The organism is Rhodanobacter ginsenosidimutans (assembly GCF_042655685.1).
Lineage (GTDB): Bacteria > Pseudomonadota > Gammaproteobacteria > Xanthomonadales > Rhodanobacteraceae > Rhodanobacter > Rhodanobacter ginsenosidimutans.
In genome coordinates this window covers 1320321-1336394 of record NZ_JBHSMM010000001.1, presented here as the reverse complement: position 1 = coordinate 1336394, position 16074 = coordinate 1320321, and the positions used below count along the sequence as shown (strand labels likewise).

The window sequence follows — 16074 nt, the reverse complement described above, 5'->3', positions numbered from 1 at the left end:
GTGTCGCGCGTACTTGCGCGACCCGCCATGACATGTATCAGGCGCCACCCGGTCGGTGGCTACAGGCCACGCTTCGGCGGCACCAGCCGCAACTTGGTCGGCACGTGAAACGAGCGCGGCGACATCAGTTTTTCGATGGCGCTGGCCGTCAGCGCGTACGAATACAGATAGCCCTGCCCCTCATTGCAGCCGGCGCGCATCAGGAACTCGTGTTGCGCCTCGGTCTCGATGCCCTCGGCGATGGTCTTCAGGCCCAGGCTGCGCGACATGGCCAGCATGGCTTCGATGATCGCCACGTCGTCGGTACTTTCCGGCAGGCCGGACACGAACGAGCGGTCGATCTTCAGGTACGCCACCGCCGGCAGTTTCAGATAGGCCATGGAGGAATAGCCGGTGCCGAAATCGTCGACCGCCACCTCCAGCCCCAGCGCATGCAACGCACGCATGGTGCGCTCGGTGTCGTCGCCCATCCGCAACATGGCGCTTTCGGTGATTTCCAGCATCAGCCGCCCGGGCGGCACCCGCCGCTGCTGCATCGCGCGGCTCACGCCATCGACGAAGGCCGCGTGGCCAAACCCGCGCGCCGACACGTTTACCGCCACGCGCACCGGCGGCATGCCGGCCAGGTCCCACGCCTCGATCTGGGCGCAGGCGGTCTGCATCACCCATTCGTCGATGCGGCGGATCAGGCCCAGGCTTTCGGCCACGGGGATGAACTCGCTGGGCAACACCTCGCCCCGGTCGGGATGTTGCCAGCGCACCAGCGCCTCGACCGCCACGATGCGGCCCGTGCGCATCTCGATGCTGGGCTGGTAAACCAGCCGGAATTCCTCGCGAGCCAACGCCTGGCGAAGCTCGGTGGCCAGCAGCAGGCGGCGGCTTGTGCTGGCGTGCATCATCGGCGTGTAGAATCGCAGCGTGTTGCGTTCTTCAGTCTTGGCGGCGTACATCGCCGCGTCCGCGTTGGCGACCAGGGTCGCCGCGTCGAGCCCGTCCAGCGGGTAGCCGGCGATACCGATGCTGGCGCTCAGCACGATCTCGTAGTCGTCCACCAGCAGCGGTTCGGACAACACCGCCAGCAGCCGCTCGGCCATCACGCGCGCGTCCTCGCGCAGGTTGAGGTGATGGATCAGCACAGTGAATTCGTCGCCGCCAATGCGTCCGGCCACATCGCCCTCGGACAACTGGCGGCGGATGCGCTCGGCCACTTTCACCAGCAGCCGGTCGCCAATCGCATGGCTGTAGCTGTCGTTGACGATCTTGAACGCGTCCAGATCGATGAACAGCACCACGGTGGCCAACCGCTCGCGCTCGGCGATGGCAATGGCGTCGGTGCAATACCGCTCGAACTCCGCCCGGTTGACCAGGCCGGTGAGCGGATCGTGCCGGGCCAGGTGTTCCAGGCGCTGCTGCTGCTGCTTGGTCGCGGAGATATTGGTGAACACCGCCACGTAATAGAGCACCTGGTGTTCGGTATCGCGGATAGCGCTGATGCTGAGCTGCTCGGGGTAGCTGGTGCCGTCGCGACGGACGCTCTGCACCTCGCCCAGCCAGTTCCGGCCGGCGGCAATGTCATCCCATATCGACTGCGGCAGGCTGTGGCCGTCGGGCAGGCGGCGCGTGGCGTCGAGGCGCTTGTCGCGCACGGCATCGGCATCGAAACCGGTGAGCTGCTCGTGCGCATCGTTGACGGAAATGATCCGGCGCTGCGGGTCGGCAATGATCACACCCTCGGCGATGCTGGCCAGCGCCTCGGCGGCGATGCGCCGCTCCCGCTCCATCGCCACCCGCTCGGAAATGTCGCGGATGATCGCCTGGCGCACACGCCGGTCGCCCCAATTGACCAGGCTGCACTGCGTTTCCACCGGGAGCTTGGTGCCATCGGCGCCCAGCAAGCCATTGATGGCGGCGCGGCCTTCCAGTTGGGACACCGTCTGGGTGAACAGGTGCACGAAGCGGTCGCCGATCAACTCCCCGGCACGCCGCCCGGTCCATTCCGATGCAGCCCGGTTGGCGTCCAGGATGCGCCCGCTGGCTTCATCCACCATCACGATCGCGTCCGAAGCGCTGTCGAACAGCAACCGGTAACGCTCCTCGGTACCACGAATGCTGGCCAGCGTGCGCCGGGCCATGAGTATCCACAACAAGGCGGCGATAGCGGCCGCAGCCAGTACGCCACCGAACAGCACCTGGCCCATCCAGGTGGCGCCCAGGGCGATTTTCAGCGAAAACAGGTTGCTGCGCGGTTCGATGTAGCTGTTTATCGTGCCGATCCGCGCACGCTGACGTGTGACCTCCTGAGCCGACACGGCGCCCAATGCATGGGCACGCTGCAGTTCGAGTGCGATGGTCTCCAACTCGGCGACGGCGTTATCGGTGGATCGCCAAGCCAGCAGTGCGTCGCGCATGTACGGCGCGCCGGAAAAATGATGCAGCATGAAAATCACGCCGGGGATCGCGGTGGGCATCGCATTGGCCCGGCGCAGTCCATTCACGGTGGCGTCGTAGTCGTAGTGCCCCGAGGTGATGTTGTCGCGCGCCCAGCGGTCGGTATTCAGTACGGTCAGGTTGCGCTGAAAATCGCGAAGGTCCGTCGCCGACCCGCTGCTTGCATAGGCATCCAGATCGACCACCGCCTGCTTCTGCGCTTTCGACCAGACGCTCTCGCCGTTGAGAAAGCCGGCGAGAGCCACCTGTGTCTGCAGCGCCACCCAGGTCAAAGCCAGGATGAGCGCCACCATGGCCAGCAATGCATAGACCAGCGGCATCAATCGCCGCGACAGGGGCCGCTGCAAGGTAATCGGGAAAGTACGCATGGATGCCTTTATCTCACGATTTGCGCGTCAATGCGTTTACCAAAGGACCTTGCAGCAGCCCGTTCCGTCAAGCTGCCGCTTCGCTGAGAACGTTCAGCATCCGCGAAGGCTGTACACAACGATCAGCAAGTATCCGCATGCTCGTGTAGCTGCGCTTGATACAGGCTGTGATGTGTGCAACCTCCTCGGCTGCCGGGGACGTGCCGAGCAGGGTGCAAACGATTTCCAGCGCCTCCCATGGATGGGTATCGTCATAAGCCGCATGCAACTGTAGCCAGCGTAGCGAACCGGCACGCGTTTTCTCGGGAAAACGCTGCTTGTAGCTCTCGCTTTCATAGATCAGCTGCGACCATTCCCCCGTGGCGCCTTCCACCGCGTAGTTGGTGGCAGCAATGCTGGCTACCAGGCTGTCGCCGCTGCTCACCTCTTCGCACCAATGCGCCAAGGTCTGGGTTCCCCGGGGGGGCATGCCGTTCAGCACTTCATCGCGCGACACCCCTACCCCCTCGGCCCAATGCAACCAGTATTCGGCATGGTTCTGTTCCACGCGGATGTTGCGTACCAGCCAGCGTCGCGCCAGGTTGTCGCCGGCACTACGGCCGTACTGGGTCTTGAGCAGGCTCATCGCCATGTAACCGGGAAACCGCTCGATGACCGGCCAGATGCCACACATGAAATTGATGGTGCCATCGCGACCGAGCGTGCCATCGCTCATCCTGGCCCACAGCTGGTGATCCACCACGCTCTGCTTGGTACTGGCACAGTCCGCGACCATATCTTGCGCCCATTGCGGGTAGCTGGTCAGTTCGGTCAGCGGGCCAGTGCGTTCAAAATGCGAGTTCATGCCGTTCTCCTTGGAGATACAAGTGAGAGGCTGCAAGGTTTGCAGCCTCGGTTGAGCCGGCGCAGGAGACAGGGATCCCTTTTGCCGGTGGTGCTTCAACATCGCGAGCGATGCCAAATCTCATTTCATGAACGCCGGGCCGCGATTGGGCGCGCCGGCCTGCTTGATCGTCATCGTAGACAACCCAGGCGACGATTGCCGCTAACGGCTCGGTCTTTTTCGTATTCGCGCTTCCCCATCACGTAAGGCTTCCGTACGCTGCGCGCCAACGGTCGCCACCTGCATTGACCTTCGATACTCGCGCAGTCCCGCGGCAAGAGAAAGCGCCGGCCGTCCGCGGTGTGATGGCGCCCCGCCGCCATCCGACGGCGGCCCCTGAACGGGCCGGGTTCTACCACCGCGCCCCGCCTGAACGAAATCACGGGCAAGTTGGCGCACAACTCCGTATAATCGGTTAATTCGTCCTTCAAAAACCTGCGTGACGGCCTGTGCGCCGCCCGAGTCGATCCCATGTCTATCGAAAACCTGCGCAATATCGCCATCGTCGCCCACGTCGATCACGGCAAGACCACCCTCGTCGATTGCCTGCTCAAGCAGTCCGGCACGCTCAATGAGCGCACCGTGCTGGCCGAGCGCGTAATGGACTCGAACGACCAGGAAAAGGAGCGTGGCATCACGATCCTGGCCAAGAACACCGCCATCACCTGGCAGGGCAACCGCATCAACATCGTCGACACCCCGGGACACGCCGACTTCGGCGGCGAGGTGGAGCGCGTGCTGTCGATGGTCGACTCGGTGCTGATCCTGGTCGACGCGATGGACGGACCGATGCCGCAGACCCGCTTCGTGACGCAGAAGGCGTTCGCGATGGGCTTCAAGCCGATCGTGGTGATCAACAAGGTCGATCGCCCGGGCGCGCGCCCTGAATGGGTTGTCGAGCAGGTGTGGGACCTGTTCGACCGCCTCGGCGCCACGCCGGAGCAGATGGATTTCCCGATCGTCTACGCCTCGGCGCTGAACGGCTACGCCGGCCTTAATGACGACGTCCGCGAAGGCGACATGACCCCGCTGTACGAAGCGATCATGCAGCACGTGAGCAAGCCGGACGTGGACCCGGACGGCCCGTTCCAGATGCGCATCAGCCAGCTGGACTACAACAACTTCGTGGGCGTGATCGGTATCGGCCGCATCCAGCGCGGCACGTTGAAGAAGAACATGCCGGTGGCCGTGATCGACCGCCATGGCAAGAAGCGCCAGGGCAAGGTGCTGCAGGTGCTGGGCTTCCTGGGCCTGGAGCGGATCGAGCAGGAAACCGCCGAGGCCGGCGACATCGTGGCCATCTCGGGCATCTCCGAGCTGACCATTTCCGACACCGTGTGCGCGCTGGAGGCCCCCGAGGCCCTGCCCGCGCTGACCGTGGACGAGCCGACCATCAGCATGACCTTCCAGGTCAACAACTCGCCGTTCGCCGGCAACAAGGACCTCAGCGGCGGCAAGTTCCTCACCAGCCGCCAGTTGAAGGACCGCCTGGACCGCGAGCAGGTGCACAACGTGGCGCTGAAGGTCGAGCAGGGTTCGGACGCCGACAAATTCCTGGTCTCCGGCCGCGGCGAGCTGCACCTGTCGGTGCTGATCGAGAACATGCGCCGCGAAGGCTACGAGCTGGCCGTGTCGCGCCCGGAAGTGATCATCAAGGAGATCGACGGCAAGAAGATGGAGCCGATCGAGCAGCTGGTGGTCGACGTGGAGGAAGTCCACCAGGGCGCCGTGATGGAAAAGCTGGGCATGCGCAAGGGCCAGCTGAAGAACATGGAATCCGACGGCAAGGGCCGCGTGCGGCTGGATTACGAAATCCCGGCGCGTGGCCTGATCGGATTCCAGAACCAGTTCAAGACCCTGACCCAGGGTTCGGGCCTGCTGTTCCACGTGTTCGACCATTACGGTCCGAAGGAAGACGGCCAGATCGCCAAGCGCCTCAACGGTGTGATGATCGCCAATGCCGGCGGCACCACGCCGGCCTACTCGCTCGGGCCGTTGCAGGATCGCGGCAAGCTGTTCGCGGCCGAAGGCGACAACGTGTACGAAGGCCAGCTGGTCGGCATCCATGCCAAAGACAACGACCTCACCGTCAACGTGATCAAGCCCAAGCCGCTGACCAACATGCGTGCCTCCGGCAAGGACGATGCGATCCAGCTGACCCCGGCGATCAAGTTCTCGCTGGAACAGGCGCTGGACTTCATCGACGATGACGAGCTGGTCGAGATCACCCCGAAGGAAATCCGCCTGCGCAAGAAGCACCTCACCGAGAACGACCGCAAGCGCGCCTCGCGCAGCTGAGCTGTCGCAGCCGGGTAAAGACAAAAGGCCGCCGCAAGGCGGCCTTTTGTTTTCGACCATATCCCTGTGTAGGAGCGGCTTCAGCCGCGACCGGGCTGACAGAAACCCTGGTCGCGGCTGAAGCCGCTCCTACAGATTCGCTAGGGCACCACCGGCAACTGCGCCCGCTCCAATGCCGCAATATGCCGCTCCAGCCGCGGCCCCAGGTAGCAATGCGAGCCGCACGACAACAACCCGGCGGCGCCGAACTCGCGCAGATACCACGCCGGCGCGCGGGAGATGAAACCCTGGCGGTCGCCAATCACGTCATCGCGGCCGGTGAACACTTCCAGGAAGGCGATCCCCTCCAGCATCTCCACGATACCGCCCAGGCCAGCGCGGATCTCGGCGGGCTTCAGGTAATGCAGCACGTCGGTGCATACGATCAGGTCGAAGCGCTGGTCGAAACGCAGGTATTCCAGCTGGCCGAAGCTGGCCAACCCCACATTGCGGCTGCGGCCGTAACGTGCGGCGACATACTCGCTGGCATCCAGCCCGCGGTAATCGATGCCCGGTCGCAAGGCGCGCAGCGGCGCGCGCCACACGGCCTCGCCGCAGCCCACGTCGAGCACGTTGCGGATCGGTCGCGCCAGGTAGTACTCGGCCTGCGCCACCACCATCGCCACCTTGCGCCGCAACTCGGCGGGCGAACCGATCGCGTGACGCGGGTCGCGATACCACTTGTCGAAATAGTTGCGGTCGTAAGTCTTCGGCATGCGCTGGCCCGGGCAAAGCTGCATGGTAACTGTCGCAGACGGCGCGACCCATCTGGGCGACAATCCCCGATCACACAGGAGTGCTGCCTTCCGTGAGTTCCGCTGCGCCAACCACTGCCCTACCGATCGAACCCGGCCTGATGGTGCTGCACGGCAACCGGCTGGAGGATCTGCGCGACCTGCTTGCCGCCTGGCTGGCCCGCGCGCCGCTGCGGCCGCTGGAAAACGAGCTGATGCTGGTGCAGAGCAACGGCATCGCGCAGTGGCTGAAACTGGCCCTGGCCCGCGCGCCGGACGCCGGCGGGCTGGGCATCAGCGCGGCGATCGACGTGCAACTTCCGGGGCGTTTCCTGTGGACCGCCTACCGCGCCGTACTGGGCCGCGACGCGGTGCCGGCCACCTCGCCGTTCGACAAGACGCGGCTCGCCTGGCGGCTGTTGCGGCTGATCCCGCAGCACCTGGACGATGACGACTTCGCGCCCATGCGCGATTTCCTGGGCGATGACCCGGACTGGCAGAAACGCTACCAGCTGGCCGCGCGCGTGGCCGACCTGTTCGACCAATACCAGGTCTACCGCGCCGACTGGCTGGACGACTGGGAACACGGGCGCGACGACCTGCACGATCCCCTGCGTGACCGCCTCACGCCACTGGCGCCGAACCAGCGCTGGCAGCCGCGACTGTGGCGGTTGCTGCTCGATGATGTGGGCGCGGCGTCGGTGCGCAGCCATCGCGCCGCCGTGCACAAGGCGTTCGTCGAGCGCGTACCGACACTGGATGCACGGCCAGCGGGGCTGCCCCGGCGCATCGTGGTGTTCGGCATGTCGTCGCTGCCGCAGCAGACGCTGGAGGCGCTCACCGCGCTGGCGCGCTTTTCCCAGGTGCTGCTGGTGGTCGCCAATCCCTGCCGCCATTACTGGGCCGACATCATCGAGGAGCGCGAACTGCTCAAGGCCAGCCAGCGGCGACAGGCCGGCAAACCCGGCACACCCGCCGTTCCGCGCTACGAGGATCTGCACCTGCACGCCCATCCGCTGCTGGCGGCGTGGGGCAAGCAGGGGCGCGATTACATCCGCCTGCTGGATGGCTGCGACCAGCCCGACCGCTACCGCCAGCAATTCGCCGCGATCGACCGCGGCATCGACCTGTTCCACGACGTGGAAGGCCACGGCCTGCTGCAGCAGGTGCAACAAGCCATCCTGGATCTGGAACCGCTGCCCGCCGACCCGTCGTTGCGCAAACCCTGGCGGGCCGACGACGCATCGTTGCGCTTCCACGTGGCGCACAGCCCGCAGCGCGAGGTGGAAATCCTGCACGACCAGTTGCTGGCGATGTTCGAGCGCGCCGCCGCTGCGGGCACGCCGCTGGCGCCACGCGACGTGATCGTGATGGTGCCCGATATCCAGACCTATGCGCCCCATGTGCAGGCCGTGTTCGGGCGGCTGCCGCCCAGCGACCCGCGCTACCTGCCCTGCAGTGTGGCCGACCAGTCCGCGCGCGGCAGCGTGCCGTTGATCGTGGCGCTGGAGCACTTGCTGGCCTTGCCGGAATCACGCTTCGCAGCCAGCGAAATTTTCGACCTGCTGGATGTTCCGGCCCTGCGCGAGAGGTTCGGTTTTACCGAAGCCGGACTGCCCACACTGCGGCGCTGGATCGAGGACGCCGGCATCCGCTGGGGTCTGGATGGCGCGCAAAAAGGCAGCCTCAACCTGCCCGCGCTGGAACAGAACAGCTGGCGCTTCGGCCTGCGCCGCATGCTGCTTGGCTACGCGGTAGGCGATGGCGAATCGCTGGATGGCATCGCGCCGTACGCCGATGTCGGCGGGCTGGACGCTGCACTGCTGGGGCCGCTGAGTCTGCTGCTGGATCAACTGGAACACCACTGGCAGCAATTGCGATTGCCCGCCACGCCCGATGTGTGGAGTGACCGCCTGCACGGGCTGCTGGCGGATTTCTTCGACCGCAGCGACGCCGAGGACGCACAGCGCCTGAACCGCCTGGACGAGGCTCTGGACGAGTGGCAGCAAGCCTGCCGCGAGGCGGATTTCGCCGAGCCCATTCCGCTGGCCATCGTGCGCGAACACTGGCTGCAGGCCATCGACGAGAGCCGGCTGTCGCAGCGCTTCATGGGCGGCGCGGTGAGCTTCGGCACGCTGATGCCGATGCGCGCGATTCCGTTTCGCGTGGTGTGCCTGCTGGGTATGGATGACGGCGCTTACCCGCGCCAGCAAACGCCGCTGGATTTCGACCTGATGGCGCAACCGGGCCACAGCCGTCCGGGCGACCGTTCGCGCCGCGAGGATGATCGCTACCTGTTCCTCGAAGCCCTGCTGTCCGCCCGCGAAACCTTGTACGTGAGCTGGGTCGGCCGCAGCGCGCGGGACAACAGCGCGCTGCCTCCCTCCGTACTGGTGGGGCAATTGCGCGACTACCTGGCCGCCGGCTGGTACCGCGACGGTGATACGCCCACCGACGCCGACGCGGGCAAGAACCTGCTCGCCGCGCTCACCACGACCTACCCGCTGCAACCCTTCAGCCGCTGCTATTTCGGCGCTGGCGAGGATGCGCGGGTCTTCACCTATGCGCGGGAGTGGCAGCAGGCGCATCAGCCCGCAGCCATCGCGTTGCCGGCTTCGACACTGGCACCGTGGCAGCCGGACGTGGCGTTGGGCATCGGCGCGTTGCAACGCTTCCTGCACAAGCCTGTGGCGTATTTTTTCAATCAACGATTGAACGTGTTCTTCGCGGACAACAACGACGACGTCAGCGATGACGAACCGTTCGCGCTCGATGGGTTGCAGCGCTACAGCGCCACCCAGTCCGTGCTGCACGCCGCGATCGACCCAGCCGTCGACGACGTCGACCATGCCATCGTCGCGGCGGCCGCGCGCCTGCACGATGAAGGCCGCCTGCCGCCCGGTGGATTCGGTGCCGCGTTGCAGGCGGACATCGCCGAACAGGTCAAGGGGCTGGCCGGCGAATGGCGCGAGGCATGCGTGCAGTGGCCACTCACCGACGACAAGCACGAGCTGCATTACGCCGGCGCGGGATTGCAGGTCGAAGACTGGCTCACCGATCTGCGCCGCAACGAGGCAGAACAGCACGGCCGCCTGGAACTGGTCAACGGCGCCTTGGCGGACAAGAACGGCAAGCTGCGCCACGAAAAGTTGTTGTCTGCGTGGGTGATCCATTTGCTGGCCAATGCGAACGGCCTGCACATGCAGACCCGACTGATCGGCGCCGATGCGCAGGCGCGGCTGGATGCGTTGTCGCCCGAAGACGCGGCTGCCCAACTGGATGCCCTGCTCGCCGCCCTGCATGAAGGCATGCAATCGCCGCTGCCCATCGCCCGCAAAACCGCGTTCGCGTGGTTGCAATCGCCGAAAAACCCGGTCACGGCGGCCAAGGCCTGTTACGAAGGCAACAGCTTCGCCCACATCCCCGGCGAAGCGGGCGAGGACGCCTATCTGGCGCGTGCCTGGCCCAGCTTCGAGGCATTGCAGGCGGGTGGCTTCGAGCGCTGGTTGCCGCTGTATCAGGCCGTGGTTGATGCCACCAGCGGGAGCGACGCATGACGCGGATCGAATCCCTCGCCCCCCTGCACTTGCCACTGCACGGCGTACGCCTGATCGAGGCCAGCGCAGGTACGGGCAAGACATGGACGATCGCCGCGCTGTATCTGCGCCTGGTGCTCGGGCATGGCGACACCGCAACGCCCTTGCTGCCGCCGCAGATCCTGGTGGTCACCTTCACCAAGGCCGCCACCGCCGAACTGCGCGAGCGCATCCGCGCACGCCTGGGCGAAGCCGCCGCCGCGTTCCGCGGCCAGGGCCTTGCCGACGATTTCCTGACCAAACTGGTCGCCGAGTATCCGGAGGCCGACGATCGCGCCCGCGCCGCCCGCCAGCTGGAACTGGCCGCGCAATGGATGGACGAGGCCGCCATCCACACCATCCACGGCTGGTGCCAACGCATGTTGAGCCAGCATGCGTTCGACAGCGGCCACGCGTTCGTGCAGAACGCCACCGGCGACGAAACCGAACTGCTGGTCGAGGCCGTGCGCGACTACTGGCGCCAGAACTTTTTCGCGCTCGACCGCCGCGACGCCGAGCAGGTCACCGCGCTGTGGAAAGCACCCGGCGACCTGCAATCCAGCGTCGTGCCGCTGTTGCACCAGCCGCTGGAGAATCTGCGTCTGGACGGCCAAACCCTGCCGGTCATCGACAGCCTCGCCACAGCCATGCAGGCACAACTGGCTCCGCTGCATGAAGCAGACAACATCGCGCGCCAGCTCTGGCGCGACGCCGCCGACACCATCGAGTCCAAACTGAAAGCCGCGATCGAGGCCAAGGCGCTCAGCGCTGCCACCTACAAGGCGGCGCAATTCCCCCTGGACATGGACGAATTGCGCCACTGGGCCAGCGACAACGCCGCCATCGACGACAAGACGCTGGCGCGCTACACGCAAAACAAACTGCTGGCCGCCACCAACAAGAACCACGAGACGCCGCAGCACCCCGCCTTCGCCGCCATCGAACAACTGCTGGAAGCCCGGCCCATCGGCAAGGCACTCAAACCGCTGATCCTGGCCCACGCCGTGCCATGGATCGCGGCGCAGATGGAAACGGCCAAGCAGCAGCGCGCGCAACTGGGTTTCGACGACATGCTCAAGCGCCTGGACCGGGCGCTGCATGGCGGCAACGGCGAGCAACTTGCGAACACGATCGCCGCGCAATACCCGGTGGCGCTGATCGATGAGTTCCAGGACACCGACCCGCAGCAATGGCGCATTTTCCGGCAGATTTACGCGCAGCGCGCCGACACCGGACTGCTGCTGATCGGCGACCCCAAGCAGGCGATCTACAGCTTCCGCGGCGCCGATATCCACACTTACCTGCTGGCGCGCAACAGCGCCCGCCAGCCGACCTGGACGCTCACCACCAACTACCGCTCCACCGAGGACATGGTCAAGGCAGTGAACCGCGTGTTCGGTTTCGCCGAGGAACACGCACAGGGTGCCTTCCTGTTCGGCAAGGATCAGCACGGCCTGCCCTTCCTGCCGGTAACCGCGCAAGGGCGCGCGGAGCGCCTGCTGCTGCACGGCCTGCCCATGCCCGCGCTGCAACTCGCCGTGGCCGCCGACGCTACGCCGATGAGCAAGGACGCCTACCAGAAGATGATGGCCGCACACGCCGCCGCCACGCTGGTGCAATGGCTGGATGCGGCGCAGCGCGGTGAATGCGGTTTCGCCGATGCGCAGGGCGGCTTCAAGCCATTGTCCACCGGCGATATCGCCATCCTGGTGCGCACCGGTAGCGAAGCGAAGCTCATGCGCGATGCGCTGCAATCGCGCGGGTTGGCCAGCGTCTATCTGTCCGACCGGGATTCGGTGTACGCCTCACCCGAAGCCCACGACCTGCTGTTGTGGCTGCACGCCTGCGCCGAGCCCGGCTCCGACCGCGCCATGCGCGCGGCGTTGGCCAGCGACACGCTGGGCCAGGGTTATGCCGAGTTGGATCGCCTGAACCAGGACGAGACGTACTGGGAAAGCTGCGGCGACCGCTTCCGCCAGTTGCACGACACCTGGCTGCGCCATGGCGTACTGGCGATGATGCACGACCTGCTGCATGCGTTCCGCCTGCCCGCGGCACTGCTGGCCCGCGCCGATGGCGAGCGCGCGCTGACCAACCTGCTGCATCTGGCCGAACTGCTGCAGCAAGCCGCCACCGCGCTGGATGGCGAACATGCGCTGATCCGCCACCTGACCACCCAGATCGCCGATGCCGGCAGCGCGATGGAAACCGCCGACGAGAAAATCGTGCGGCTGGAAAGCGAGGCCGGGCTGATCAAGATCGTCACCATCCACAAGTCCAAGGGGCTGGAATACCCCGTGGTAATGCTGCCTTTCGTCTGCGGCCTGCGCGAGACAAAACTCACCGACAGCTTCGTCTGGCACGACGACGCCAACCAACCCGCGCTGGATCTTCAACCGACCGGCGCTGCACTCGCTGCCGCCGAACGCGAACGGTTGCAGGAGGATCTGCGGCTTTTCTACGTGGCGCTCACCCGCGCGCGCCACAGCTGCTGGCTGGGCATCGGCAATCTCAAGGATGGCCAGAAAAAAACCTCCGGCCTGCACAAATCCGCATTCGGCCATGTCTTGGCCGGCGGCGAAAGCATCGAGGCGGAAGCGCTTTCGGCGCGGATCGAACAGCTTTCAAATGGCCATCCATACGTCCATGTCAGCAAGCTGGAAGAACCAGCGGAAACAAGGCGCCACCAGCCCACCGCCGAGACACCAGCCATCCAGCCCGCGCGCACTTTCCACGGACAACCGGCGGAACCCTGGTGGATCGCCAGCTACAGCACATTGAAGGTCGCCTCGGTGGAAGCGGCGCCGCGTCGCTCAGCGCCGGAAACCGCCCAGCAGGATGTGTTCGTCGAGGCGGGGATCGAATCTCCTGCGGCGCCCCTGCCAACGGGCAACATAGAAACGCCGACCATCCACAACTTTCCCCGTGGCGCCCAACCCGGCACGTTCCTGCACGACCTGCTCGAAACGGCGGCCGACGAAGGCTTTGCGTACAGCGCCACCGCACCAGCCACGCAGAGCGTGCTGATCGCTCACCGTTGCCGCCGCGACTTGCAACGATGGAGCGACATGCTGGCGGCGTGGCTACCGCAGTTTCTGAATACGCCGCTGCCCTTGCCCACGGGTGAAAGCGTGCCGCTGGCCGCGCTGGGCGACCACGCTTACCGCGCCGAACTGGAGTTCTGGTTCGAGGCCCATCGCGTGGACGCCAGCGCGCTGGATCAGCTGGTCACCGCGCACACGCTGGACGCGCGGCTCCGAGCGCCACTGCTGCCCGACCGCCTCAACGGCATGCTGAAGGGCTTCATCGATCTGGTGGTCGAACACGACGGCCGCTATTACATCGTCGATTACAAATCGAACTGGCTGGGCGCCGACGCGACGGCCTACACCATCGATGCCATGCGTGATTCGGTGCTGCACAGCCGCTACGACCTGCAGTACGCGATCTACACGCTGGCCCTGCATCGGCAATTGCGCGCGCGCCTGCCTGGCTACGATTACGCGCAGCATGTCGGCGGCGTGCTCTACCTGTATTTACGCGGCGTCGACGGCACCGGCCACGGCGTGCACAGCGAACGCCTGCCGTTTGCGCTGGTGGACGCGATGGACCGCCTGTTCGCCGCGGGAGATGCACACGATGCCCACTGAGTCGCTCGCCGCGATGTTCGAATCGGATATCGCACAGCATCGGCTGCGACCACTGGACGTGGCGCTGGCGCGTTTCCTGGCCGAGCGCGACAACGCCGCACCGGCACCGTTGTTGTGGCTGGGCGCCCTGCTCAGCCGTCAGCTGGCCGATGGCCATCTGTGCCTGGATATCGACGCACTGGACGCCCTGGCCGACGAGCAGCAATGGCCCTTCCCCTGGCGCACCTTGCTGCGCCGCGTGCAGGAGGACGTCGGCACATGGCGTTCCCCGTTGATTGCCGACGCCAAGGGCCAGCCCACCGCCGCGCCGCTGGTGCGCGACGGCAGCCGGTTGTACCTGCGTCGCTACTGGAACCACGAATGCCACGTGGCTGCGGCCATTCGCGAACGCCTGGCGCGGCCCCACGAGCTGCCGCTGCAGCTGGCCGACGAACTTCAACGGTTGTTTCCATCAAACGGAAAGAACCCAGTCGAAGCGGTGCACGACACGGCGCCCCTCCACTGGCAGAAAATCGCCTGCGCACTGGCGGCGCGATCCGCCTTCAGCGTCATCACCGGTGGACCGGGCACCGGCAAAACCACTACCGTCGTGCGGCTGTTGGGGTTGCTGCAGACCCTGCATCTGCGCGAGCACGCGCGGCCGCTGCGCATCCGACTGGCGGCGCCCACCGGCAAAGCCGCCGAACGCCTGAGCGCTTCGATCGTCGCGCAACTGACCACACTGGACGTCGATACAGATGCCCGTACCGCCATTCCCACCCAGGTCGACACGCTGCACCGCCTGCTCGGCTCACGCCCGGACACCCGCCGCTTTCGCCACGACCGCGCCAATCCATTGCACCTGGACGTGCTGGTGATCGACGAAGCGTCGATGATCGATCTGGAGATGATGTCCGCAGTGCTGTCCGCGCTACCTGCCACCGCACGGCTGATCCTGCTGGGCGACAAGGATCAGCTATCCTCGGTGGAAGCCGGCGCCGTGCTCGGCGACCTGTGCCGCCGTGCGCAGGGCGGTCACTATGATGACGCCACCGCACAATGGCTGAAGGCCACCACCGGCGAAGATGTCTCGCCGTTCGTGACCGCCGACGCCAACGCGCTCGACCAGCAAGTGGCCATGCTGCGGCATAGCCACCGCTTCGATGCCGGCAGCGGCATCGGCAGACTCGCCGCTGCCGTGAACATGGGCGATGCATCCGCCGTGCACGCATTGCTGACGACCGCCACGACCGACGTGATATGGGAGCCATCGGCGACACCCTCACACCTGGTCGACCTGGCGATAGATGGACGTTCGCACGCACAGGACGACAGCAGCGACGCCAACGCATGCGGGCATCGCCACTACCTTGAACAACTGCGGCGCCAACGCCCCACCGATGACGCAGGCAACGACGCCCACGATGCGTGGGCACTCGACACGCTGCGCGCGTTCAACCGCTTTCAGCTGCTGTGCGCCTTGCGCCGCGGACCGTACGGCGTGGAAGGGCTGAACCGGCAGATCGCCGAAGCACTGCAAGCGCGTGGCCTGATCGAAGGCCGCTTAGCGGGCGTCGGCCCGGGCCATGCAAACGAAGGCTGGTACGAAGGCCGCCCCGTCATGGTCACGCGCAATGACTACAGCCTGGGCCTGTCCAATGGCGACGTCGGCATCTGCTTGCGCTTCCCCGATGGCGAAGGCGGCGCGCGACTGGCCGTGGCATTCCCCGCCAGCACGACGCCGGGCGCAAGAGGCAGCACACACGTACGCCGCATCCTGCCCTCACGCCTCAACGATGTCGCCACTGCCTACGCGATGACAGTGCACAAATCGCAAGGCTCGGAATTCGAACACACCCTGCTGGCCCTGCCACCCGACCCCGGCCCCCTGCTCACCCGCGAATTGCTCTACACCGGCATCACCCGCGCCCGCCGCTGGTTCACCCTGGCCGGCAGCGAGGAGATCATCGAGCTGGCGACCCGGCAACAGACCCGGCGGTACTCGGGGCTGGCTGAGCGGCTGGGAGGCTGCTGACATGCAGTGTTACGCCATCTTCAAAGCCTCGAATCGCTCTGTGTGGCGGCCAGCTTCATGACAAA

7 protein-coding genes are annotated in these 16074 nt (G+C 65.9%); 4 read left to right on the top strand and 3 right to left on the bottom strand.

The features are described 5' to 3' along the window. Positions 1-59: 59 nt before the first annotated feature. Positions 60-2816 carry a putative bifunctional diguanylate cyclase/phosphodiesterase gene (locus ACFPK0_RS05735; protein WP_377338998.1) on the bottom strand — a complete coding sequence of 919 codons (2757 nt, stop codon included), beginning with the start codon at positions 2814-2816 and terminating at the stop codon, positions 60-62. A gap of 67 nt (positions 2817-2883) precedes the next feature. After that, positions 2884-3660, bottom strand: a complete 777-nt coding sequence (locus ACFPK0_RS05730; RefSeq protein WP_056604831.1) for a TenA family transcriptional regulator — start codon at positions 3658-3660, stop codon at positions 2884-2886. Positions 3661-4170: 510 nt separating this feature from the next. Between ACFPK0_RS05730 and typA the strand changes: the two genes are divergently transcribed. Beyond that, entirely contained in the window at positions 4171-5997 is a 1827-nt protein-coding gene (gene typA / locus ACFPK0_RS05725) for a translational GTPase TypA (protein WP_056080515.1), read from the top strand. Positions 5998-6137: 140 nt separating this feature from the next. On the opposite strand, the gene ACFPK0_RS05720 is transcribed toward typA, so the two are convergent. After that, a complete protein-coding gene (locus tag ACFPK0_RS05720; RefSeq protein WP_377338994.1) occupies positions 6138-6752 on the bottom strand; it encodes a class I SAM-dependent DNA methyltransferase in 615 nt (204 codons plus the stop codon). Between the two features lie 92 nt (positions 6753-6844). Between ACFPK0_RS05720 and recC the strand changes: the two genes are divergently transcribed. Genes recC through recD form a run of 3 tightly spaced genes read left to right on the top strand, consistent with a single transcriptional unit; the run spans position 6845 to position 16009 of the window. Continuing rightward, the gene (gene recC, locus ACFPK0_RS05715; RefSeq protein WP_377338991.1) at positions 6845-10327 is read left to right on the top strand and encodes an exodeoxyribonuclease V subunit gamma; all 3483 of its coding nucleotides are present in this window, start codon (positions 6845-6847) and stop codon (positions 10325-10327) included. After that, a complete protein-coding gene (gene recB, locus ACFPK0_RS05710) occupies positions 10324-13995 on the top strand; it encodes an exodeoxyribonuclease V subunit beta (protein ID WP_377338989.1) in 3672 nt (1223 codons plus the stop codon). The genes recC and recB overlap by 4 nt, the downstream gene beginning before the upstream one ends. Then, positions 13985-16009, top strand: a complete 2025-nt coding sequence (gene recD, locus ACFPK0_RS05705; RefSeq protein ID WP_377338987.1) for an exodeoxyribonuclease V subunit alpha — start codon at positions 13985-13987, stop codon at positions 16007-16009. The genes recB and recD overlap by 11 nt, the downstream gene beginning before the upstream one ends. The last annotated feature ends 65 nt before the right edge of the window (positions 16010-16074 follow it).